This is a genomic window from Micromonospora sp. NPDC048868 (assembly GCF_043198195.1).
Taxonomy (GTDB): Bacteria; Actinomycetota; Actinomycetes; order Mycobacteriales; family Micromonosporaceae; genus Micromonospora; species Micromonospora reichwaldensis.
In genome coordinates, this window is record NZ_JBICUN010000026.1 from 34,588 (window position 1) to 54,558 (window position 19,971).

General features: G+C 74.1%; 16 protein-coding genes. 10 read left to right on the forward strand and 6 right to left on the reverse strand.

Going from position 1 to position 19,971, the window contains the following annotated elements; genetic code table 11:
* Positions 1 to 113 precede the first annotated feature (113 nt).
* The gene (locus ACGFNF_RS28215) at positions 114 to 2,249 is read right to left on the reverse strand and encodes an efflux RND transporter permease subunit (protein ID WP_357579231.1); all 2,136 of its coding nucleotides are present in this window, start codon (positions 2,247 to 2,249) and stop codon (positions 114 to 116) included.
* Between the two features lie 169 nt (positions 2,250 to 2,418).
* Between ACGFNF_RS28215 and ACGFNF_RS28220 the strand changes: the two genes are divergently transcribed.
* The 4 genes from ACGFNF_RS28220 (at position 2,419) to ACGFNF_RS28235 (ending at position 5,954) form a co-directional block, all read left to right on the forward strand.
* Positions 2,419 to 2,934 carry a MarR family winged helix-turn-helix transcriptional regulator gene (locus ACGFNF_RS28220; RefSeq protein ID WP_393171879.1) on the forward strand — a complete coding sequence of 172 codons (516 nt, stop codon included), beginning with the start codon at positions 2,419 to 2,421 and terminating at the stop codon, positions 2,932 to 2,934.
* Positions 2,935 to 2,938: 4 nt separating this feature from the next.
* Positions 2,939 to 4,621 (forward strand): CocE/NonD family hydrolase, encoded by a 1,683-nt coding sequence (locus ACGFNF_RS28225; protein WP_393171826.1) that lies wholly within the window; start codon positions 2,939 to 2,941, stop codon positions 4,619 to 4,621.
* 155 nt (positions 4,622 to 4,776) lie between these two features.
* Positions 4,777 to 5,685, forward strand: a complete 909-nt coding sequence (locus ACGFNF_RS28230; protein ID WP_393171828.1) for a hypothetical protein — start codon at positions 4,777 to 4,779, stop codon at positions 5,683 to 5,685.
* Between the two features lie 41 nt (positions 5,686 to 5,726).
* Complete coding sequence (locus tag ACGFNF_RS28235; protein WP_393171830.1) at positions 5,727 to 5,954, forward strand: hypothetical protein; 228 nt, start codon at positions 5,727 to 5,729, stop codon at positions 5,952 to 5,954.
* Between the two features lie 50 nt (positions 5,955 to 6,004).
* Here the strand turns inward: ACGFNF_RS28235 and ACGFNF_RS28240 are convergent, their stop codons facing one another.
* Entirely contained in the window at positions 6,005 to 6,208 is a 204-nt protein-coding gene (locus tag ACGFNF_RS28240; protein WP_088961229.1) for a cold-shock protein, read from the reverse strand.
* 163 nt (positions 6,209 to 6,371) lie between these two features.
* On the opposite strand from ACGFNF_RS28240, the gene ACGFNF_RS28245 reads away from it, so the two are divergent.
* Both ACGFNF_RS28245 and ACGFNF_RS28250 read left to right on the forward strand, forming a co-directional pair.
* Positions 6,372 to 7,055 carry a 50S ribosomal protein L11 methyltransferase gene (locus tag ACGFNF_RS28245; RefSeq protein WP_357579226.1) on the forward strand — a complete coding sequence of 228 codons (684 nt, stop codon included), beginning with the start codon at positions 6,372 to 6,374 and terminating at the stop codon, positions 7,053 to 7,055.
* 97 nt (positions 7,056 to 7,152) lie between these two features.
* The gene (locus tag ACGFNF_RS28250; RefSeq protein WP_357579225.1) at positions 7,153 to 7,764 is read left to right on the forward strand and encodes a VTT domain-containing protein; all 612 of its coding nucleotides are present in this window, start codon (positions 7,153 to 7,155) and stop codon (positions 7,762 to 7,764) included.
* A 146-nt stretch (positions 7,765 to 7,910) separates the two neighbouring features.
* Here ACGFNF_RS28250 and ACGFNF_RS28255 read toward each other — a convergent pair whose 3' ends face one another.
* Both ACGFNF_RS28255 and ACGFNF_RS28260 read right to left on the reverse strand, forming a co-directional pair.
* Positions 7,911 to 8,564, reverse strand: a complete 654-nt coding sequence (locus tag ACGFNF_RS28255) for an MBL fold metallo-hydrolase (RefSeq protein WP_393171833.1) — start codon at positions 8,562 to 8,564, stop codon at positions 7,911 to 7,913.
* Positions 8,565 to 8,572: 8 nt separating this feature from the next.
* Positions 8,573 to 9,289, reverse strand: a complete 717-nt coding sequence (locus ACGFNF_RS28260) for a maleylpyruvate isomerase family mycothiol-dependent enzyme (protein ID WP_393171835.1) — start codon at positions 9,287 to 9,289, stop codon at positions 8,573 to 8,575.
* Between the two features lie 169 nt (positions 9,290 to 9,458).
* Between ACGFNF_RS28260 and rsgA the strand changes: the two genes are divergently transcribed.
* The 3 genes from rsgA (at position 9,459) to ACGFNF_RS28275 (ending at position 14,486) form a co-directional block, all read left to right on the forward strand.
* Complete coding sequence (gene rsgA / locus ACGFNF_RS28265) at positions 9,459 to 10,511, forward strand: ribosome small subunit-dependent GTPase A (RefSeq protein ID WP_393171837.1); 1,053 nt, start codon at positions 9,459 to 9,461, stop codon at positions 10,509 to 10,511.
* A 334-nt stretch (positions 10,512 to 10,845) separates the two neighbouring features.
* On the forward strand, positions 10,846 to 13,788 hold the full coding sequence (gene uvrA, locus ACGFNF_RS28270; RefSeq protein WP_393171839.1) for an excinuclease ABC subunit UvrA: 2,943 nt from the start codon (positions 10,846 to 10,848) through the stop codon (positions 13,786 to 13,788).
* Positions 13,789 to 14,003: 215 nt separating this feature from the next.
* The gene (locus ACGFNF_RS28275) at positions 14,004 to 14,486 is read left to right on the forward strand and encodes a Rieske (2Fe-2S) protein (protein ID WP_151456977.1); all 483 of its coding nucleotides are present in this window, start codon (positions 14,004 to 14,006) and stop codon (positions 14,484 to 14,486) included.
* Between the two features lie 45 nt (positions 14,487 to 14,531).
* Here the strand turns inward: ACGFNF_RS28275 and ACGFNF_RS28280 are convergent, their stop codons facing one another.
* Positions 14,532 to 15,812: an MFS transporter gene (locus tag ACGFNF_RS28280; RefSeq protein ID WP_393171841.1), complete on the reverse strand. Its 1,281-nt coding sequence runs from the start codon at positions 15,810 to 15,812 to the stop codon at positions 14,532 to 14,534.
* Between the two features lie 160 nt (positions 15,813 to 15,972).
* Here ACGFNF_RS28280 and uvrC point away from each other — a divergent pair, with 160 nt between their 5' ends.
* Positions 15,973 to 18,024: an excinuclease ABC subunit UvrC gene (gene uvrC, locus ACGFNF_RS28285; RefSeq protein WP_393171843.1), complete on the forward strand. Its 2,052-nt coding sequence runs from the start codon at positions 15,973 to 15,975 to the stop codon at positions 18,022 to 18,024.
* A gap of 102 nt (positions 18,025 to 18,126) precedes the next feature.
* Here uvrC and recQ read toward each other — a convergent pair whose 3' ends face one another.
* On the reverse strand, positions 18,127 to 19,965 hold the full coding sequence (gene recQ, locus ACGFNF_RS28290; RefSeq protein WP_393171845.1) for a DNA helicase RecQ: 1,839 nt from the start codon (positions 19,963 to 19,965) through the stop codon (positions 18,127 to 18,129).
* Positions 19,966 to 19,971 lie beyond the last annotated feature (6 nt).

Consider the following 19,971-nt stretch of genomic DNA (forward strand, 5'->3'; position numbering starts at 1 on the left):
GCCGAGCAGCGCACGAGGTCGCCTCCATTAGCCCTCGCGGCGCGGCGGACGGCGTGCCCGGGGCGCGCGAAGGGGCCGTGGCGATGCCGCCACGGCCCCTTCCGGCGGGCCGGTCAGTCCCGGGTGGTCACCTGCTCGCGTCCCGTCGGCGCGTCGTCGCCGCCCCCGGCGGGCTCGCGCGAGACCCGTCCCGGCCACCAGAAGCGGTCGCCGAGCGTGAACGCCAGCGCCGGCACCAGGACCGTCCGCACGAGCAGGGTGTCCAGCAGGACGCCGATGCAGACGATGATCCCGATCTGGGTCAGCAGGATCAGCGGCAGGACGCCGAGGACCGCGAAGACCGCGGCGAGCAGGACACCGGCGCTGGTGATGACGCCGCCGGTGACCCGCAGGGCCGAGAGCATCCCGGCGCGGGTGCCGCTGCGCCGGGCGTCCTCGCGGGCCCGGGTGACGAGGAAGATGTTGTAGTCCACGCCGAGCGCCACGAGGAACACGAAGGCCAGCAGCAGGACGCCGCTGTCGAGCGCCGGCATGTCGAGCACGTGGTCGAAGAGCAGCCACGACGCGCCGATGCTGGCGAAGAACGACGCGATCACGGTGAGCACCAGCAGCAGCGGGGCGACCAGGCCGCGCAGGAGCAGCACCAGCACCGCGCCGACGAGCAGCAGGATGATCGGCAGGATCAGCCGCAGGTCCCTGCCGTTGGCCTCGTTCTCGTCGTAGGTGGCCGCGACGTTGCCGCCGACCACCGCGCCGTCGAACGCGGGCGCGCCCTCGACCGCGGGCGGGGCGGAGCCGGGGACCGCCGCGACCGCGTCCCGCAGGGCCTCGACGGCCCGGCTCGCCGCCTCGGTGCCGGGCTCGGCCTCCAGCACGACGTCGACCTGGGCGACCTGGGCGCCGGCCTCACCGGGACGCGCGGAGGCGACGCCGGGGACCCCGGCGGCGGTGTCCGTGACGGCCCGCACCGCCGAGGGGGTGGTGAGCACGGCGACCGGCTGGGTCGTGCCGGCGGGGAAGGACCGCGCGAGGGTCTCCGCGCCGGCGACCGCCTCCGGCTTGACCCGGAACTGCTCGGTCTCCGACAGGCCGGTGCGGATGCCCAGCCCGCCGAGGGCGAGCCCGGCGAGCAGCAGCGTCGCGAGCAGCGCGACCGGCACGGGACGGCGCTCGACGGCGGCGCCGAGCCGGCCCCACAGCCGGCCCTCGCGGATCTCCCCGCCGACGCGGGGCACGAACGGCCAGAACAGGCCGCGCCCGAAGATCACCAGGACCGCCGGGAGGACGAACAGCGCCGAGAGCATGGCGAGGACGACGCCCGTGGCGCAGGCCACGGCGAGGGCGCGGTTGAGCTCCTGCTCCGACAGCAGCAGGGTGAGCACGCCGAGGACGACGGTGGAGCCGCTGGCGAGGATGGGCTCGGCGACCCGCCGCTGCGCGGCGCGCATCGCCACGAAGCGGTCCTCCTCGCGGCGTAGCTCCTCGCGGTAGCGGGCGATGAGCAGCAGCGCGTAGTTGGTGGCGGCGCCGAAGACGAGGACACTGGCGATGCCGGTGACGGCGCCGCCGGGCAGGTTGATGCCGACGGCCGGGACGACCGTGTCGAGGGCGCGCAGCGTGAGCTGTTCCGTCGCCGCGACGACGACGAGCGGCACGATCCACAGGAACGGGCTGCGGTAGGTGATGAGCAGCAGCAGCGCCACGACGCCGGCGGTGACGGCCAGCAGCGTGGTGTCGGCCCCGGCGAAGACCTTCGTCAGGTCGGTGGCGAAGGCGGGCCCGCCGGTGACCTCCACGTTCAACCCCGCCGGCGCGTCGTCCAGGGACGCGCGGAGCTGGTCGATCCGCTCCGCGACCGCCTCCTGCCCGCCAGCGGTGGACAGCGGCACGGCGACGAGCGCGACGGTGCCGTCGGGGGAGACCTGCGGCGGGCTGACGCGCCCGCCGACGGCGAACTGGTTGAGGTCACCCGACTGGCCCGTCAGGGCCGCGCGGTCGGCCTCGGTGAGGGCGGCCCGGTCGGCGCGGCTGACCACGACGATCGCCGGCTGGACGTCGCGGGAGGGCAGTTGGTCCTGGAGGCGCTCCACCTGGGTCGACTGCCACTCCACCGACAGGCCGGTGGCGGAGACGGCCGCCGGGTTGTCGGGCTTGGGCAGCACGAAGACGGCCGCCCCGAACACGATCGCGGCGGCCACGGTGAGCCACGCGGCGAGCCGTCCGCGCGCCACGCGGGTGAACACTGACATCGGATGCCCTCACGGTCTCTCGACGGATTTCCTTCGACGGTCAAGACCTCGCGAACGACGCAAAGGGTCGACCGTCGAGTATCTTGATTAACGAGATTATCGACTGCTGAGTTATGCTGCAACCGGAACGGACGGGCAGGAGGCGGCGACCGACGTGGCAGGTCACGGCATGTACCGGCGGCGCGACACGCGCCGCGAGCGGCTGGTCGCCGAGATCGGGACCGGGCTGCGGCGCTACTCGGTCGACGCGCAGCACATCGGGCACGCCTTCGCCGCCCTGCACGGGCTCAACGCCACCGACCTGCAGGCGCTGATCGCGGTGATGGACGCCGAGCTGATCGGCCGGCCGATCACCCCCGGCCGCCTGGGCGAGGCGCTCAACCTGTCGTCCGGCTCGGTCACCGCCCTGATCGACCGGCTGGAACGCGCCGGGCACATCCGCCGCGACCGCGACACCACCGACCGGCGCAAGGTCTTCCTGCACTACGCCGAGCAGGGTGCCGCGCTGGCCATGGAGTTCTTCCGGCCCCTGGGCCGGCGCACCGACGACGTGATGGCCGGCTTCAGCGACGACGAGCTGGAGGTGGTGCACCGGTTCATGACCGCGATGACCGCCTCGATGGGGGAGCACCGGGACGCGGTGCGCGCCGCCCGCGACGAGCCGGCCCGGCGCGCGAACGGCTGACGTCGTGCTCGACCGGCTGGCAGCCCGCCTCGCCACCGCCGCGCTGCGGTTGCCGCCCGCGCGCACCCGTCGGGTCACCCTCACCCGGGGCATCTCGGTACGGGTCCGCGACGGCGTGCCGCTGCGCACCGACCACTACGCCCCGGCCCTGCCCGGCGCGCCGACCGTGCTGATCCGCACCCCGTACGGGCGAGGCGGGCCCATGCGGCTGCTCGGCCGGCTCGCCGCCGAACGCGGCTTCCACGTGGTGATCCAGTCCTGCCGCGGCACGTTCGGCTCCGGCGGCAGCTTCGCCCCGCTGGTGCACGAGCGCGAGGACGGCCTCGACACCCTCGACTGGCTGCGCCGCCAACCCTGGTGGTCCGGCGCGTTCGGCATGTTCGGCGCCAGCTACCAGGGCTTCGTGCAGTGGGCCCTCGCGGCCGACGCGGGGGAGGAGCTGCGCGCGATGGTCGCCGTGGTGACCGCCTCGGGCACCCGCGACTCGACGTACGCCGGGGAGTCCTTCGCCCTCGACACCGTGCTCACCTGGGCCGAGCTGCTCCAGGCGCAGACCGTGCCGTGGCTGGCCCGGCAGTGGGAACTCAAGCGCGGCCAGCCCCGGCTGGTCGCGGCGCTGGCCCACCTGCCGCTGGCCGAGGCGGACCGGGTGGCCACCGGCGTCACCGTGCCGTTCTTCCAGGAGTGGCTGCGCCACCACACCCCCGACGCCGGCTACTGGCGTACGCGCGTCTTCGGCGACCGGATCGCCGAGGTCCACGCGCCGGTGGCGATGGTGAGCGGCTGGCACGACATCTTCCTGCCGGCCCAGCTGCGCGACTTCGCGGCGCTGCGCGCGGCCGGCGCCCGGCCCCGGCTGACCGTCGGACCGTGGACCCACGGCAGCCCCGGGCTCTTCCTCGCCGCGCTGCGCGACGGGCTGGACCACCTCGACGCCCACCTCGCCGGGCGGCCGACCGGTGCCGGCGCGGCGGCCCCCGTGCGGGTGCACGTCGGGGGTGCCGGTGGCGGCTGGCGGGACCTGCCCGACTGGCCGCCCCCGGCGGTGCCGACCCCGTGGCACCTGCACCCGGATGGCGGGCTGAGCACCGCCGCGCCGGTCCCGTCGTCCCCGGACCGCTTCCACTACGACCCGGCCGACCCGACGCCCTCGCTCGGCGGGCCGCTGCTGGTCGCCCAGCGCGCCGGCCCGGTCGACAACCGCCCGGTCGAGGCCCGGCCCGACGTGCTCACCTTCACCAGCGCCCCGCTCGCCGCGCCCGTCGAGGTGATCGGCCCGGTACGCGCCGAGATCCACCTGCGCAGCGAGCTGTCCCACCTGGACGTCTTCGTGCGGCTGTGCGACGTGGACCGGCGCGGCCGTTCCTGGAACGTCTGCGACGGCCTGGTCCGGGTCGCGCCCGACCGGTTCCCCACCGACTCGGCCGGCGTGGTGCGGGTGCCGGTGGAACTCTGGCCCACGGCGCACCGGTTCGCGCCGGGGCACCGGCTGCGGGTGCAGGTCTCCGGCGGCGCCCATCCGCGCTACGCGCGCAACCCCGGCACCGGCGAGCCCCTCGGCACGGCGGTCACCCTGCGTGCCGGATGGCGGGAGATCCTGCACGATCCACAGTGTCCGTCCGCTGTGCTCCTACCGATCATGTCGCCGGGGTCGCAGGTTTTCGAGGGCCGAAAAAACCTGCTCTGAGCTGGGCATTTATCAATCGATGGGGCTATGGTTGGGCCCTGCCCGACGCCGTGCACCAGCCGGTCGGGCCCGCGCGTGAGGCTCCCACACCGCCTACGCGGTGTCACTGCTGTGCCCGGCCCCCGAACCCGTCCCCGACCCCGAGGGGGAACCCCATGACGCGGGCACCGCAAAACCTGTTGGCCGTCCGCCGCCTGCTGCTCGACCACCTCAACGTCGACCCCGACACCGTACGCGAACAGGACCTCGAACCCGCCGAGGTCGGCATCGTCGGCGACCCCGCCCACCGGGGCGGCTACCACTGCGGCTCCGACCGGGTGGTGCCCAGGGACTACTCCGTCGTCGAATCGCCCCGGGACTCCTCCGGCCTGACTCTCGACGCGGCGGCGCTCGACGTCGGCCTGTTCCGGGTCGTCGTCGCAGGACGGGCGCACGACCTCCGCAGCTTCTCCACCTGGTGCGTCGCGCAGTGCACCGCGGGCACCCCGGACAGCCGGGACCTCCGCGAGATCATCTACTCCCCGGACGGCAAGGTCGTCCGGCGGTGGGACCGCCTGCGCAAGCGGACGAGCGGGGACAACTCCCATCTGTGGCACACCCACTTCAGCTTCTTCCGCGACTCGATCAAGGCGAACCGGGACCAGACCCCGCTGTTCCGCCGCTACCTGACGACCATCGGATTGATCGCACCGCCAGCAGAGGAGTCCGACATGGAACAGACCGACAAGCTCGCCTACAACACCGGTTCGCCCACCCGTACGGTCGGCCAGGTTTTCGCCGACCTGGAGAACCTGCGCAACTGGCTGATCTCGCCCGTCGGGACGCAGGGTCTGCTGACGCCGCCGCTGGCGGGTTCGCCGTTGATGCTCCTGCTCGCGATGGCGCAGGCATACCCGGCCCTGGTCGCCCAGGTCAAGGCCCTGTCCGAGAGCGACTTCAGCGACGAGCAGGCGATCGTCGCCGGTGTGCTCGCCGGCCTCTCGCCGGAGCAGATCGCGGAGGCGATCCCGCCCACCATCGCCCAGCAGGTCACCGACGAACTGGCCCGCCGCCTGGCGGCCTGACCCCGCCGCGTCCGGCGGGCGCGTTCAGGCCCGGTCGGGCGATGGCGGTCCCGGAGGTCTTCCTGGTCCGGGAGGCGCGACTCGCGCCGGACCGGCGGTCGGCGGGATGCTGGTCAGCCGCCGTGCTGGCCGGGGCGATCGGCGCGGCCCACGGGGCCGGCACCGCGATCGCGGTGATGACGGCCTGGCTCGCGCTCACCCCGGCGATCCTGCTGATGGGGCCGCTACGGCGGCGACGGGACCTGCCCGTCGCGCCGAAGCGGCCCTGAAACGCGCTGCGGCGGCGACCGTCAACCGGCCGCCGCCACCGGCACGGGATCTACAGCGGACGGACGTTGTCCGCCTGCGGACCCTTCTGACCCTGGGTCACCTCGAACTCGACCTTCTGGCCCTCGTTCAGCTCCCGGTAACCGCTCGACGCGATGGCCGAGTAGTGGACGAACACGTCCGGCCCTCCGCCATCCTGCTCGATGAAGCCGAAGCCCTTTTCCGAGTTGAACCACTTAACCGTGCCGGTTGCCATGCATCTCTCCCTGTTCCAAAGCGGGTGAACCCCGGTCGTCGACCGATGATCGCCCGGTGCCACCCCGAGAGTAACCGGCCGAACCGCGATCCGCTGGCCGAACTCCCGGCGCGGCGACGCGAAAGCCGGGCGAGACGAGGTCGGCTGGGGCATGCTTGCCCCGATGAGAGGTGCCACAGCCGACGCGCTGACCGAGATCGAGCGGGAGATCGACGCTCCCGGCGGCGGGCTCGACCGGCTCCGGCTGGTGCGGATCCCGTTCGTCCCCGAGGTCCGGCTGCACCTGGCCGAGGACGCCATCGTCTGGTGGGCCCGGATGGAGGCGCAGGCCGGGCACGCCCTGCCCGCGCCGTACTGGGCCTCGGTCTGGGCCGGTGGCCAGGCCCTCGCGCGCCACCTGCTCGACCACCCCGACCTCGCGGCCGGCCGCCGGGTGCTCGACCTCGCCGCCGGGTCCGGCCTGGTGGCGATCGCGGCCGCGCTCGCCGGCGCCGAGCGGGTGGTCGCCAACGACATCGACCCGTACGCGGTCGCGGCGGTCACCGTCAACGCCCGGGCCAACGATGTGACGGTCGCGACCACCGGCGGCGATCTGCTCGACAGCGATCTCGACGGGGTGGACCTGCTGCTGGCCGGGGACGTCCTCTACGACGCGACGATGGCGGCGCGGGTGCTGCCCTTCCTGCGACGGGCCGCCGCCGGCGGCGCCGAGGTGCTGGTGGGCGATCCCGGGCGGGGCCACCTGCCGCCGGGCGTGCTGGCGACGGTGGCGAGCTATCCCGTGCCGACCACCGAGCCCGCCGTGGACTCGACCGTGCGCCGGGTGCAGGTGCTGCGCCCCCGCTGACCCCGGGCTCTCAGGGTCGACCCCGAGCCCGATACCAGGGGGCGGTGGGGGATCGGACCCGATGTCCCGGGTGGCCGGGCGGCCATAGCGTACGGGCATGGCGGATTGGCTGACCCAGATCGGAGAGCTCCCCACCACCCTGCTCATGGGGGTGCTCGGGGTGGTGATGCTCTTCGACGCCGTACCGCTGCTCGGGGTGCTGGTCCCCGGTGACGTGGCGATCCTGGCGGCGACGGGCGTCGGCGGCCCGACCACCGGTGCCGCCACCTTCGCCGTGGTGGTGGCCGGCTGCCTCGCCGGCTGGTCGCTGAGCTTCCTCGCCGGCCGCCGGTACGGCGACCGCCTGCGGCACAGCCGCCTCGGCGACTGGATCGGGGAGGCACGCTGGGCGGCGGCGGAGGGGATGCTCCAGCGCGGGGGCGGCCGGATGGTGCTGGTCGCGCCCTTCCTGCCGGTGTTCAACGCGCTGCTGCCACTGGCGGCGGGCGGGCTGCGGATGTCGTACCCGCGCTTCCTCGGCTGCGCGACGCTCGGCGCGGCGGCCTGGGCCGGTCTCTACCTGGTGCTGGGCACCGCCTCGCGGTCGCTCGCCGGGCTGCTGCCGGGGGAGTCCAGCCCGATGCTGGTCACCATGGCGGTCGGCCTGCTGCTGGCGGGCGCGGTGCTGATGGGCACGCGGCGCCGGGTGCGCGCGGTCACCGGGGCCTGACCCGGCACCCGACGGGGAGCGCGGAAGCCGGGAACCGACGGGGGAGCCCGGGGACCGGGGAGGAACCGGGGGGGACCGACGGGTGAGCGGGGGGACCGACGGGGGGAGCGGGGCCGGGCGCGGATCGCGCCCGGCCCCGCTGAGGTTCACCAGCCGCGGGCGCGCCACTGGGGCAGCGCGGGGCGTTCCGCGCCGAGCGTGCTGTCCTTGCCGTGACCCGGGTAGAACCAGGTCTCGTCGGGCAGCCGGTCGAAGAGCTTGTGCTCGACGTCGTCGATGAGCGCGGAGAAGCGCTCCGGATCCTTGTCGGTGTTGCCGACCCCGCCGGGGAAGAGGCTGTCGCCGGTGAACAGGTGCGGCGACCCCGCCGGGTCGCGGTAGAGCAGCGCGATCGAGCCGGGGGTGTGGCCCTTGACGTGGATCACCTCCAGCGCGCAGTCGCCCACCGGCACGCTGTCGCCGTCGGCGAGCGTCGCGGCCTCGATCGGCAGCCCGGCCGCGTCGTCGGCGTGCACCAGGGGGCGGGCGCCGGTCTTGGCGACCACCTCCTCCAGCGCCACCCAGTGGTCCATGTGCTGGTGGGTGGTGACCACCGTGGCCAGCCCCGCGTCGCCGACCAGTTCGAGCAGCCGGGGCGCCTCGTTGGCGGCGTCGATCAGCACCTGCTCGCCGGTGGCCCGGCAGCGCAGCAGGTAGGCGTTGTTGTCCATCGGGCCCACCGACACCTTCGTGATGGTGAGCCGGTCGAGCTCGCGTACGGCCGGCGCGCCGCCGGGCGTGACGTCTCCGCTGTAGGTCATGAGGTCGTCTATATCCATTCCGGTGGTTGCGGCAGGGGGCCGTCGGGGGTGACGGTCAGCACGGTGCCCGGGCTGCGGCCGATCAGCCAGGCGGCGAGTTCGGGAGCGGCACCGGTGACCGTGGGGGCGGCGGTCCGGTCGCCGACGGCCAGTTCGTGCCGGCTGCCGTCGAAGCGCAGCACCATCGGCGGCACGTCGGCGCGGCCGGCGAGGTCGCCGACCACCTCGTGCAGCAGCCGGTGGCCGAACGCCTCGGGCCAGTCGGCCGGCCGGTAGCCGGCGTCGAGGTCCACGTGGTGCACCTCGATCTCGCGCAGCCGGCCCCAGACCAGCATGGCCGCCGGCCAGGGGCCACGCCGCGTCTGGACGGTGGCCGCCCACGCCTCGACCGGCATCGCGGCGACCGCCTCGGCGAACCGGACGGCCGAGCGGCGCAGGTCGTCCAGGTGGGCGGCGGGCGGGCGGGCCGCCCCGGCCTCGATGTCGGCGTCCCGGGCCGCCGCGGAGGCGTACATCGGGATCGGCTCGCCGGTGCGGGCCGCGACGAGCAGGTTGACGAAGCCGTCGGCGTTGCGGGCCAGGTGGGCCAGGACGTGTCCCCGGCTCCACGCCGGCAGCAGCGAGGCGGCGGCGAGGCCGGTGTCGTCGAGGGCGGCGGCGGTCCGCAGCAGACGGTCCGTGGCCGCGTCCACCTCGCCCGTCAGCAGAAGCGGATCCGTGGTCACCCACCGACCCTATCCGCCGGGGGACTCCGCGTCGCCGGGGAAATCGCTTTCGGCGCGTCGCGGCGCGTCCTACCGTCGGCGTGGAACGCGGCACCGGACGGCGGGGAGGTGGTGACCATGCCGGCAGCAGCACGCGTGCGTCAACCGCTCCGACACCGATGAGGATGCCATGACCATCGACTTGACCGCCCTCGGCTGGGATGCCGAGCGGGCGGCACACGTACCGCGACGCGGCGGGCACCGACCGGGCCGGGTGGCCCGGGTGGACCGCGGCGTCTGCACCGTGCTCTGCGCGGACGGTCCGGTCCGCGCCACCCTGGGCGGGGCGGTCCTGGCCGCCGCCGCCCGCGACCTGACCCGCCTGCCCTGCGCGGGGGACTGGGTGCTGCTGGGCACCTGGCCCGACCGCAACGTCACCGTGGAGGCGGTGCTGCCGAGGCGCACCGCCCTCGTCCGGCGGACCGCCGGCAAGGACGCCAGCGGCCAGGTGCTGGCCGCCAACCTCGACGCCGCCGCCGTGGTGGAGCCCGTGCACCCCGAGCCGGACGTCGGCCGGATCGAACGGCTGCTCTCCCTGGCGCACGAGTCCGGCGCCCGGCCGCTGGTCGTGCTCACCAAGGCCGACCTGGCGGCCGACCCGGAGGCCGTCGCGCGCCAGCTCGCCGGGATCGCCCCCGGCGTGCCGGTGCTGGCCGTCAGCGCCGAGCACGGCACCGGGCTCGACCCGCTGCGCGCCGAGGTGGCGCCCGGCCGCACGCTCGGCCTGCTCGGCCCGTCCGGCGCGGGCAAGTCGAGCCTGGTCAACGCGCTGGCCGGGGCGGCGCTGATGCCGACGCAGGCGATCCGGCGCGTCGACGGCAAGGGCCGGCACACCACCACCTGGCGGGCGCTGCTCCCGGTGCCCGAGGGCGGCGCCGTGCTGGACACCCCGGGGGTACGGGCGGTCGGCCTGCTCGACGGCTCGGCGGGGCTGGACCGGGCGTTCGCGGACATCGCCGAGCTGGCCACCGGCTGCCGGTACGCCGACTGCGGGCACGACGGGGAGCCCTCCTGCGCGGTGCGCGAGGCGCTGGAGACCGGCGAGCTGCCGGCGCGGCGCTGGGAGAGCTGGCGCAAGCTCCAGCGGGAGCTGGCCTTCGAGAGCCGGCGGCGGGAGGTCCGGCTGGCCGCGCAGCGGCGTGGCGGCTGGCGCGCGGGCCGGCGGCGGGCGGCCCGCCCCTGACGGAGGTAGGCACGGGCGGGGCCGGTCGACGACCGGTCCCGCCCGTTTCTTCAGCGCCGGCTTCTTCGCCCGCCGCGGATCGGCTTCCTCGGGCGCGGCGACCGGCTTCCTCGGGCGCGGCGACCCGCTTCCTCAGGCGCGGCGGATCGGCTTCCTCGGGCGCGGCGGACCGGGCTGAGCTGGGGGAATGTGCCGGCGAGGGAAGTTGTCGTACCTCGGGGCTAGAGTTGCCGAGGCGCCTTTCTGCGCGCCCACAACCACTCAGACAACCGCTCAGACCAGCCTTGGAGCGGACAATTCCTCCTCATCTTCTTCACCCGGGAGTACACGGACAGTGGCCGACCGACTGATCATCCGTGGCGCGCGCGAGCACAACCTGCGTGACGTCAGTCTCGACCTGCCCCGGGACGCCCTGATCGTGTTCACGGGGCTCTCCGGGTCGGGCAAGTCGAGCCTGGCCTTCGACACGATCTTCGCCGAGGGGCAGCGCCGCTACGTCGAGTCGCTGTCGTCGTACGCGCGGCAGTTCCTCGGCCAGATGGACAAGCCGGACGTCGACTTCATCGAGGGCCTGAGCCCGGCGGTCTCCATCGACCAGAAGTCCACCTCGCGCAACCCGCGCTCGACGGTGGGCACCATCACCGAGGTCTACGACTACCTCCGGCTGCTCTTCGCCCGCATCGGCGAGCCGCACTGCCCGGTCTGCGGCGAGCGGATCTCCCGGCAGACCCCGCAGCAGATCGTCGACCGGGTCCTCGCGATGACCGAGGGCACCAAGTTCATGGTGCTCTCGCCCGTGGTGCGCGGCCGCAAGGGCGAGTACGTCGACCTCTTCGCCGAGCTCCAGGCGAAGGGCTACGCCCGGGCCCGGGTCGACGGCGTCGTGCATCCGCTGACCGAGCCGCCGAAGCTGAAGAAGCAGGAGAAGCACACCATCGAGGTGGTGATCGACCGCCTCACCGTCAAGCCGAGCGCCAAGCAGCGGCTGACCGACTCGGTCGAGGCCGCCCTGGGCCTGTCCAACGGCCTCGTCCTGCTCGACTTCGTCGACCTGCCCGAGGACGATCCGGACCGCGAGCGGCGCTACTCCGAGCACCTGGCCTGCCCCAACGACCACCCCCTCGCCATCGAGGACCTGGAGCCCCGGGTCTTCTCCTTCAACGCGCCCTACGGCGCGTGCCCCGAGTGCACCGGCCTGGGCACCAAGAAGGAGGTCGACCCCGAGCTGCTCGTCCCCGACCCGGAGCGTTCCCTGCGCGAGGGCGCGATCCAGCCCTGGTCGACCGGGCACAACCTGGAATACTTCCTGCGCCTGCTGGAGGCCCTCGGCGCGGCCGAGCACTTCGACGTCGACACGCCCTGGCGGGCCCTGCCGTCGCGGGCGCAGAAGACGATCCTGCACGGCTCCGACGACCAGGTGCACGTGCGCTACCGCAACAAGTTCGGCCGCGAGCGCTCCTACTACACCGGCTTCGAGGGCGTGGTGCAGTGGATCGAGCGCCGGCACACCGACACCGAGTCGGAGTGGTCGCGCGAGAAGTACGAGGGCTACATGCGCGACGTGCCCTGCGCGGCCTGCGGGGGCGCCCGGCTCAAGCCCGAGGTGCTCGCGGTCACCCTGGCCGGCAGGAGCATCGCCGAGGTCTGCAACCTCTCCGTCGGCGAGGCCGCCGAACTGCTCGCCGGCATCGAGCTGACCGACCGGCAGAAGCTGATCGCCGAGCGGGTGCTCAAGGAGATCAACGCCCGGCTGAAGTTCCTGCTCGACGTCGGCCTCGACTACCTCTCCCTGGACCGCCCGGCCGGCACCCTCTCGGGCGGCGAGGCGCAGCGCATCCGGCTGGCCACCCAGATCGGCTCCGGCCTGGTCGGGGTGCTCTACGTCCTCGACGAGCCGTCGATCGGGCTGCACCAGCGTGACAACCACCGGCTGATCGAGACCCTGGTCCGGCTGCGCGGCCTGGGCAACACGCTGATCGTCGTCGAGCACGACGAGGACACGATCCGCACCGCCGACTGGATCGTCGACATCGGCCCGGGCGCGGGCGAGCACGGCGGCAAGATCGTGCACAGCGGCTCCGTGTCGGCGCTGCTGGAGAACCCGGAGTCGGTGACCGGGGCCTACCTGTCGGGCCGCCGCTCGATCCCGACGCCGCAGGGGCGCCGCGCCCAGACCCCGGACCGGGAGCTGGTGGTGCACGGCGCGCGCGAGCACAACCTGCGCAACCTGACCGTGTCGTTCCCGCTGGGTCAGCTCATCGCCGTCACCGGGGTCAGCGGCTCCGGCAAGTCGACGCTGGTCAACGACATCCTCTACGCGGTGCTGGCCAACCAGATCAACGGCGCGCGGCTGGTCCCCGGCCGGCACACCCGGGTCTCCGGGCTGGAGCACGTCGACAAGGTGGTCGGCGTCGACCAGTCGCCGATCGGCCGCACCCCGCGCTCCAACCCGGCCACCTACACGGGGGTCTGGGACCACGTCCGCAAGCTCTTCGCCGAGACCACCGAGGCCAAGGTCCGGGGCTACGGCCCCGGCCGGTTCTCGTTCAACGTCAAGGGTGGCCGCTGCGAGGCGTGCTCCGGCGACGGCACCATCAAGATCGAGATGAACTTCCTGCCCGACGTGTACGTCCCGTGCGAGGTCTGCAAGGGCGCCCGCTACAACCGGGAGACCCTGGAGGTGCACTACAAGGGCAAGACCGTCTCCGATGTGCTGGAGATGCCGATCGAGGAGGCGGCCGAGTTCTTCTCCGCCATCCCGGCCATCCACCGGCACCTCAAGACGCTTGTCGACGTCGGCCTCGGCTACGTCCGGCTCGGCCAGCCCGCGCCCACGCTCTCCGGCGGCGAGGCGCAGCGGGTCAAGCTCGCCTCCGAGTTGCAGAAGCGCTCGACCGGGCGGACGGTCTACGTCCTCGACGAGCCGACCACCGGCCTGCACTTCGAGGACATCCGCAAGCTGCTGATGGTGCTCGAAGGGCTTGTCGACAAGGGCAACACGGTGATCACCATCGAGCACAACCTCGACGTGATCAAGACGGCCGACTGGCTGATCGACATGGGCCCCGAGGGCGGTCACCGGGGCGGCACGGTGCTCGCCACCGGCACCCCCGAGGAGGTCGCCGAGGTGCCCGGCAGCCACACCGGGCACTTCCTGCGGCAGGTGCTCAAGCTCGACGGCGACGCGAAGGGCGCGGCGGCGGCCACCTCCCGGGCGGCCAAGGCCAACGGCACCAAGTCCACCCGCCCCCGCAAGGCGCCGGCCGGGGCGCGCTGACGACACGCTCCCCAGGTCGCGTGGCCCCGGGCGGTCGCCCCGGCCACGCCGTCACGGGGCGGATCGCCGACGGGGCCACCCGGGGGCGGGCCACGGCCCACCCCCGGGTGGCCCCTCGGTCGCCGATCAGGTGAACCGTCGGGCAGAGTGATCCGTGTACCCGAGTGTGGCCGCGGATCATGACCAGGCGGCGGCAGCCGAGAGAAGGGCGAGGCATGAGTGACGATCAGGGGCTGACCGGGCCGGCGACGCGGACGCGACGCGCCCTCCTCACGGGCGCGGGTGCGGTCGGCGCGGCGGTGGTCCTGGCCGCCTGCGGCAGCGACGACTCCGGCGACGGGGCGGCCCCGACCAGCGGCGGCCCGGCGGTGCCCAGCACCGGTGACGCCGGCGGCGGCGACCGCCAGGGCGCGCAGTCGCTGGCCCGTACGGCCGACATCCCGGTCGGCGGCGGCACCGTCTATCCCGCACAGGGCGTGGTGATCACCCAGCCGCGCGAGGGCGAGTTCAAGGGGTTCGACTCGATCTGCACCCACCAGGGCTGCCCGGTGACGAACGTCGACGGCGGCACCATCAACTGCACCTGCCACTTCAGCAAGTTCTCGATCGAGGACGGCTCGGTGAAGGGCGGCCCGGCCACCAAGCCGCTGCCGCCGAAGAACGTCAAGGTCACCGGCGACCAGATCTCGCTGGCCTGACCCGTCGGGTGCGGCCGGCGACCCGAACCGGGCCGCCGGCCCCGCTCAGTCCGCGGCGGCGCCCGCGTCGACCACTGCCGGCGGCTTGCCCGGTGCCGGCGGCTCGCGCAGGGCGGCCGGCGGCAGGCTCCGCTCCAGCAGCAGGATGCCGGCGACGCCGACGGCGTTGAGCAGCGCCAGCACCAGCCAGGGCGCGGCGGTGTCGACCTCGTACAGGGTGCCGAAGAAGGCCGGCGCGACCATCGAGGCGAGCGCGAAGGAGTACTGGAAGGCCGCCAGGTAGCGGCCCCGGGCGGCGATCGGGGCGGCGGCCGCGGCCAGCGCGGCGGACGCCGGCGCGTGCACCAGTTCCGCGACGGTGAACAGCAGCGTCGCCCCCACCAGCAGCGCGGCCACCGCGCCGAGGCGTCCCGGGCCGAGGGTCGCCATGGCGAGGCTCCAGAGCGTCCAGAGGGCGGCGGCCAGCGCGACCGCACGGGTGCGGCGGTGCTGCGGCAGGCGGGCGCCGACGGGCGCCGACAGCAGGGCGACGAGGAACGCGTTGCCGGCCAGGACGGCGGAGGTCAGCCACGCGGGGCCCCGCAGGTCCGTGAGCATCATCGTGGGCAGGGCCAGGCCGAGCATCATGGTGCTCAGCGCGAAGACGGTGTTCAGGCCGATGAGGGCGAGGAACGGGCGGTCCCGCAGCAGCGTGGCGTACCCGCCCCGCCCGGATCCCGCCGGGCGGTCGGTGGCCGGCGGGATCCGCACCCGGGCGGCGATGAGCACCGCGGCGAGGGCGAAGCAGGCCGCCGCCGCGTAGGCCACCGCGCGGTAGGTGCCGGTCCGTCCGTCGGCCACCACCACGCCCGTGGTCAGGCCCCCCACCGCCAGGCCGGCGGTACGGGCGCCGTTGCTGATCGCGTACCAGGTGTCCCGGGCCCAGCCGCCCGGGCTGCCGTCGGCGTAGTCGGCGACCGCCGTGAAGACGGCGGACCAGAAGAACCGCACGCCGACGGCGACCAGCGCCGCCGCCACGAAGACGCCCACCGGCCCCCGCACCCAGGCGTACGCGAGGTAGCCGGCGGCCTGGAGCAGATGGGAGGCGACGACCACCGGCAGCGCCCCGAGCCGGTCCGCCAGCGATCCCGCCCACAGCGGCACCGGCAGGGTGAGCACGGTCGCTGCGCTGAGCAGCACCCCGAGCAGCGCCAGGGGCACGTCGGTGAGCCGCAGGAAGTACACAAGTGACAGGGGCAGGAAGAGCCCGTTGCCGACCGAGTCGACGGTGAGCGCCGCCACGAGGACGGCACCCCCTCGGCTGCGTCCCGCGGGGTTCGCGCCCATGTCCCCGTGCTCCCCCCGCGTCGGCCGGCCAGGGGGCGGATGTTAGCGGGGAGCGACTCCGGCGGCACCGGAGTTTCGGGTTGCCGGGGGCCGGCGGGCGGGGCGGGGCGGGGACGCGGCGTCCGGGGAGCTGTCGGGGGTGCGGACTAGGCTTGCTGCCGTGGCTGACCCCTCGACCTACCGTCCCGCGCCCGGCACCATCCCGGAGTCACCGGGGGTCTACCGGTTCCGCGACGGCACCGGCCGGGTGATCTACGTCGGCAAGGCGAAGAACCTGCGCAGTCGGCTCAACTCCTACTTCGCCGACCTGTGGGGCCTGCACCAGCGCACCCAGCAGATGGTCACCACCGCCGAGTCGGTGGACTGGGTCACCGTCGGCACCGAGGTCGAGGCGCTCCAGCTCGAATACACCTGGATCAAGCAGTACGACCCGCGTTTCAACGTCCGCTACCGCGACGACAAGTCCTACCCCTACCTCGCGGTCACCCTCGACGAGGAGTTCCCCCGGTTGCAGGTGATGCGGGGCGCCAAGCGCAAGGGGGTGCGCTACTTCGGGCCCTACTCGCACGCCTGGGCGATCCGCGAGACGCTCGACCTGCTGCTGCGGGTCTTCCCGGCACGCACCTGCTCGGCGGGGGTGTTCAAGCGTGCCAGCCAGGTGGGCCGCCCCTGCCTGCTGGGTTACATCGGCAAGTGTTCGGCCCCCTGCGTCGGCAGCGTCACCCCCGAGCGGCACCGGGAGATCGTCGACGGTTTCTGCGACTTCATGGGCGGTCGCACCGACTCGATGGTGCGCCGGCTCGAACGGGAGATGACCGAGGCGAGCGAGCAGCTGGAGTTCGAGCGGGCGGCCCGGTTGCGCGACGACGTGGCCGCGCTGCGCCGGGCGATGGAGAAGCAGACAGTCGTGCTCGGCGACGGCACCGACGCCGACGTGGTGGCGTTCGCCGACGACCCCCTCGAAGCGGCCGTCCAGGTCTTCCACGTGCGCGACGGCCGGGTGCGTGGCCAGCGCGGCTGGGTGGTGGAGAAGACCGAGGAGCTGAGCACGGGCGACCTGGTGCACCACTTCTGCACCCAGGTCTACGGCGGCGAGCAGGGCGAGGCCGACGTGCCGCGCGAGCTGCTCGTGCCGGCGCTGCCCACCGACGCCGACGCGCTGGCCGACTGGCTCTCCGGCCACCGGGGCAGCCGGGTGAGCCTGCGGGTGCCGCAGCGCGGCGACAAGCGGTCGCTGCTGGAGACGGTCGAGCGCAACGCCAAGGACGCCCTGGCCCGGCACAAGCTGCGCCGGGCCGGCGACCTGACCACCCGCAGCAAGGCGCTCGACGAGATCACCGAGGCGCTCGACATGCGCACCTCGCCGTTGCGCATCGAGTGTTTCGACATCTCCCAGATGCAGGGCACCGACGTGGTGGCGAGCATGGTCGTCTTCGAGGACGGGCTGCCCCGCAAGAGCGAATACCGGCGCTTCATCATCCGGGGCGCCACCGACGACCTCTCCGCCATGTCCGAGGTGCTGCGCCGCCGCTTCGCGCGCTACCTCGACGCCCGCGCCGAAACCGGCGAGGCGGGCGTCGAGCCGGCCGACGACCCGGTCGCCCCGGCCGGGCAGCCCGCTCCCGGCGAGCCCCGCGAGTCCGGCGATCCCCACGAGCCCCACGAGCCCGGCGGGTCCGACGAGCCGGGCGGGTCCGAGGAGCGCGCCGTCGGCGTCCTGATCGACCCGACCACGGGACGCCCCCGCCGGTTCGCGTACCCGCCGCAGCTGGTGGTGGTCGACGGCGGCGCGCCGCAGGTCGCGGCGGCGGCGCAGGCGCTCGCGGAGCTGGGCGTCGACGACGTGGCGCTGTGCGGCCTGGCCAAGCGGCTGGAGGAGGTGTGGCTGCCCGACGACGAGTTCCCGGTCATCCTGCCGCGCACCTCGGAGGGGCTCTACCTGCTGCAACGGGTGCGCGACGAGGCGCACCGCTTCGCCATCACCTTCCACCGCCAGCGGCGCTCCAAGCGGATGACCGAGTCGGCGCTCGACAGGGTGCCCGGCCTGGGGGAGGTGCGGCGCAAGGCGCTGCTGCGGCACTTCGGCTCGCTCAAGCGGCTCTCCGCCGCCACTGTCGAGGAGATCACCGAGGTGCCCGGCGTGGGCCGGCGCACCGCCGAGGCGATCCTCGCCGCGCTCGGCGGCGAGGCGAAGGCCCCGGCCGGGGACTGACCCGCCGCCGTCGGCCCGCGCGCCGACGCCTGGCCGGGCCCGCGCAGCACCCGGTGCGACCCGAAGGCCAGGTGCACGTCGCGGCGGTGGCGCGGCCGGCCGTCACTCGGCCAGGACGGCCAGGATCTGCTCGCCGTACTTCGCGAGCTTGTTCTCGCCGACGCCGCTGACCGCGGACAGCTCGGCCAGCGACGTGGGCGCGTCGGTGGCGATCTGCCGCAGCGTGGCGTCGTGGAAGATCACGTACGCCGGGACGCCCTGCTCCTTGGCGGTGGCTCCCCGCCAGGCGCGCAGCCGCTCGAAGACCCCGGCGGCGGTCGGGGAGAGCTCGGCGACGACGGTGGCCGCCCCGCGTGGCTTCGCCGACCGGGACGAGGCGACCTTCTCCGGCTCGCGGCGCATCATCACCGTGCGGCGGCGGCCCAGCACCTCCGCGCTGGCCTCGGTGAGGGCCAGCGTGCCGTAGTCGCCCTCGACGGCCAGCAGCCCCTCGGCCAGCAGCTGCCGCACCACGCCGCGCCACTCGGCCTCGCGCAGCTCGCCGCCGATGCCGAAGACGGTCAGGGAGTCGTGGCCGTACTGGGTGACCTTGTCGGTCGTGCGGCCGAGCAGGATGTCGACGCAGTGCCCCGCACCGAAGCGCTGGTTGCGTTCCCGGTCGAGCCGGAAGATGGTGGAGAGCAGCTTCTGCGCCGCGACGGTGCCGTCCCAGGACTCCGGCGGGCTGAGGCAGGTGTCGCAGTTGCCGCAGGCGGCGGTCGCCTTCTCGCCGAAGTAGTCGAGCAGCTGGCCCCGCCGGCAGCGGACCGTCTCGCAGAGGGCGAGCATCGCGTCGAGGTGGGCGGCGAGGTTGCGCCGGTGGGCGAGGTCCCCGTCGGAGGTCTCGATCATCTTGCGCTGCTGCACCACGTCCTGGAGCCCGTACGCCAGCCAGGCGGTCGACGGCAGCCCGTCGCGCCCGGCGCGACCGGTCTCCTGGTAGTAGCCCTCGACGGACTTGGGCAGGTCGAGGTGGGCGACGAAGCGGACGTCGGGCTTGTCGATGCCCATGCCGAACGCGATGGTCGCCACCATCACCAGGCCGTCCTCGCGCAGGAAGCGCTGCTGGTTGCGCGCGCGGGTCGCCGCGTCCAGGCCGGCGTGGTAGGGCAGCGCGGCGATGCCGTTGGCGGTGAGGAACTCCGCCGTCTTGTCCACCGAGGCGCGCGACAGGCAGTAGACGATGCCCGCGTCGCCGGGGTGCTCGTCGCGCAGCAGGCTCAGCAACTGCTTGCGCGGCTCGCGCTTGGGCACGATCCGGTACTGGATGTTGGGCCGGTCGAAGCTCGCCACGAAGTGCCGGGCGTCGGTGAGCTTGAGCCGGGTCGCGATCTCGTCGCGGGTCGCGCTGGTCGCGGTGGCGGTGAGCGCGATGCGGGGCACGTCGGGCCAGCGCTCGTGCAGCATCGACAGGGCGAGGTAGTCGGGGCGGAAGTCGTGCCCCCACTGCGACACGCAGTGCGCCTCGTCGATGGCGAACAGGGCGATCCTGCCCCGGTCGAGCAACTGCTGCGCCCCGCGGGTGCCCAACGCCTCCGGGGCGAGGTAGAGCAGGTCCAGCTCGCCGCCGACGAACGCCCGCTCCACCACGCGGCGGGCGTCGAGATCCTGGGTCGAGTTGAGGAAGCCGGCCCGCACACCGACCGCCGTCAGCGCGTCGACCTGGTCCTGCATGAGCGCGATCAGCGGGGAGACCACCACCGCCACGCCGTCGCGGACCAGCGCGGGGATCTGGTAGCACAGCGACTTGCCGCCGCCGGTGGGCATCAGCACCAGCGCGTCGCCGCCGGCCACCACGTGGTCGATCACCTCCTGCTGGAAGCCGCGGAAGGCGTCGTAGCCGAAGACCCGGCGCAGCACCTCCAGGGCGTCGGCGGAGCGCAGGTCGGTGGGGGAAGCCATCCGGGG

Bases quoted from the DNA above. Each gene is read 5' to 3' on its own strand.
- ACGFNF_RS28245 (WP_357579226.1), top strand. From the start codon at position 6,372: ATGAGAGGTGCCACAGCCGACGCGCTGACCGAGATCGAGCGGGAGATC.
- ACGFNF_RS28255 (WP_393171833.1), bottom strand. From the start codon at position 8,564: ATGACCTACAGCGGAGACGTCACGCCCGGCGGCGCGCCGGCCGTACGC.
- recQ (WP_393171845.1), bottom strand. From the start codon at position 19,965: ATGGCTTCCCCCACCGACCTGCGCTCCGCCGACGCCCTGGAGGTGCTG.
- ACGFNF_RS28230 (WP_393171828.1), top strand. From the start codon at position 4,777: ATGACGCGGGCACCGCAAAACCTGTTGGCCGTCCGCCGCCTGCTGCTC.
- ACGFNF_RS28275 (WP_151456977.1), top strand. From the start codon at position 14,004: ATGAGTGACGATCAGGGGCTGACCGGGCCGGCGACGCGGACGCGACGC.
- ACGFNF_RS28280 (WP_393171841.1), bottom strand. From the start codon at position 15,812: ATGGGCGCGAACCCCGCGGGACGCAGCCGAGGGGGTGCCGTCCTCGTG.
- ACGFNF_RS28215 (WP_357579231.1), bottom strand. From the start codon at position 2,249: ATGTCAGTGTTCACCCGCGTGGCGCGCGGACGGCTCGCCGCGTGGCTC.
- ACGFNF_RS28220 (WP_393171879.1), top strand. From the start codon at position 2,419: ATGTACCGGCGGCGCGACACGCGCCGCGAGCGGCTGGTCGCCGAGATC.
- ACGFNF_RS28235 (WP_393171830.1), top strand. From the start codon at position 5,727: ATGGCGGTCCCGGAGGTCTTCCTGGTCCGGGAGGCGCGACTCGCGCCG.
- ACGFNF_RS28240 (WP_088961229.1), bottom strand. From the start codon at position 6,208: ATGGCAACCGGCACGGTTAAGTGGTTCAACTCGGAAAAGGGCTTCGGC.
- ACGFNF_RS28250 (WP_357579225.1), top strand. From the start codon at position 7,153: ATGGCGGATTGGCTGACCCAGATCGGAGAGCTCCCCACCACCCTGCTC.
- rsgA (WP_393171837.1), top strand. From the start codon at position 9,459: ATGACCATCGACTTGACCGCCCTCGGCTGGGATGCCGAGCGGGCGGCA.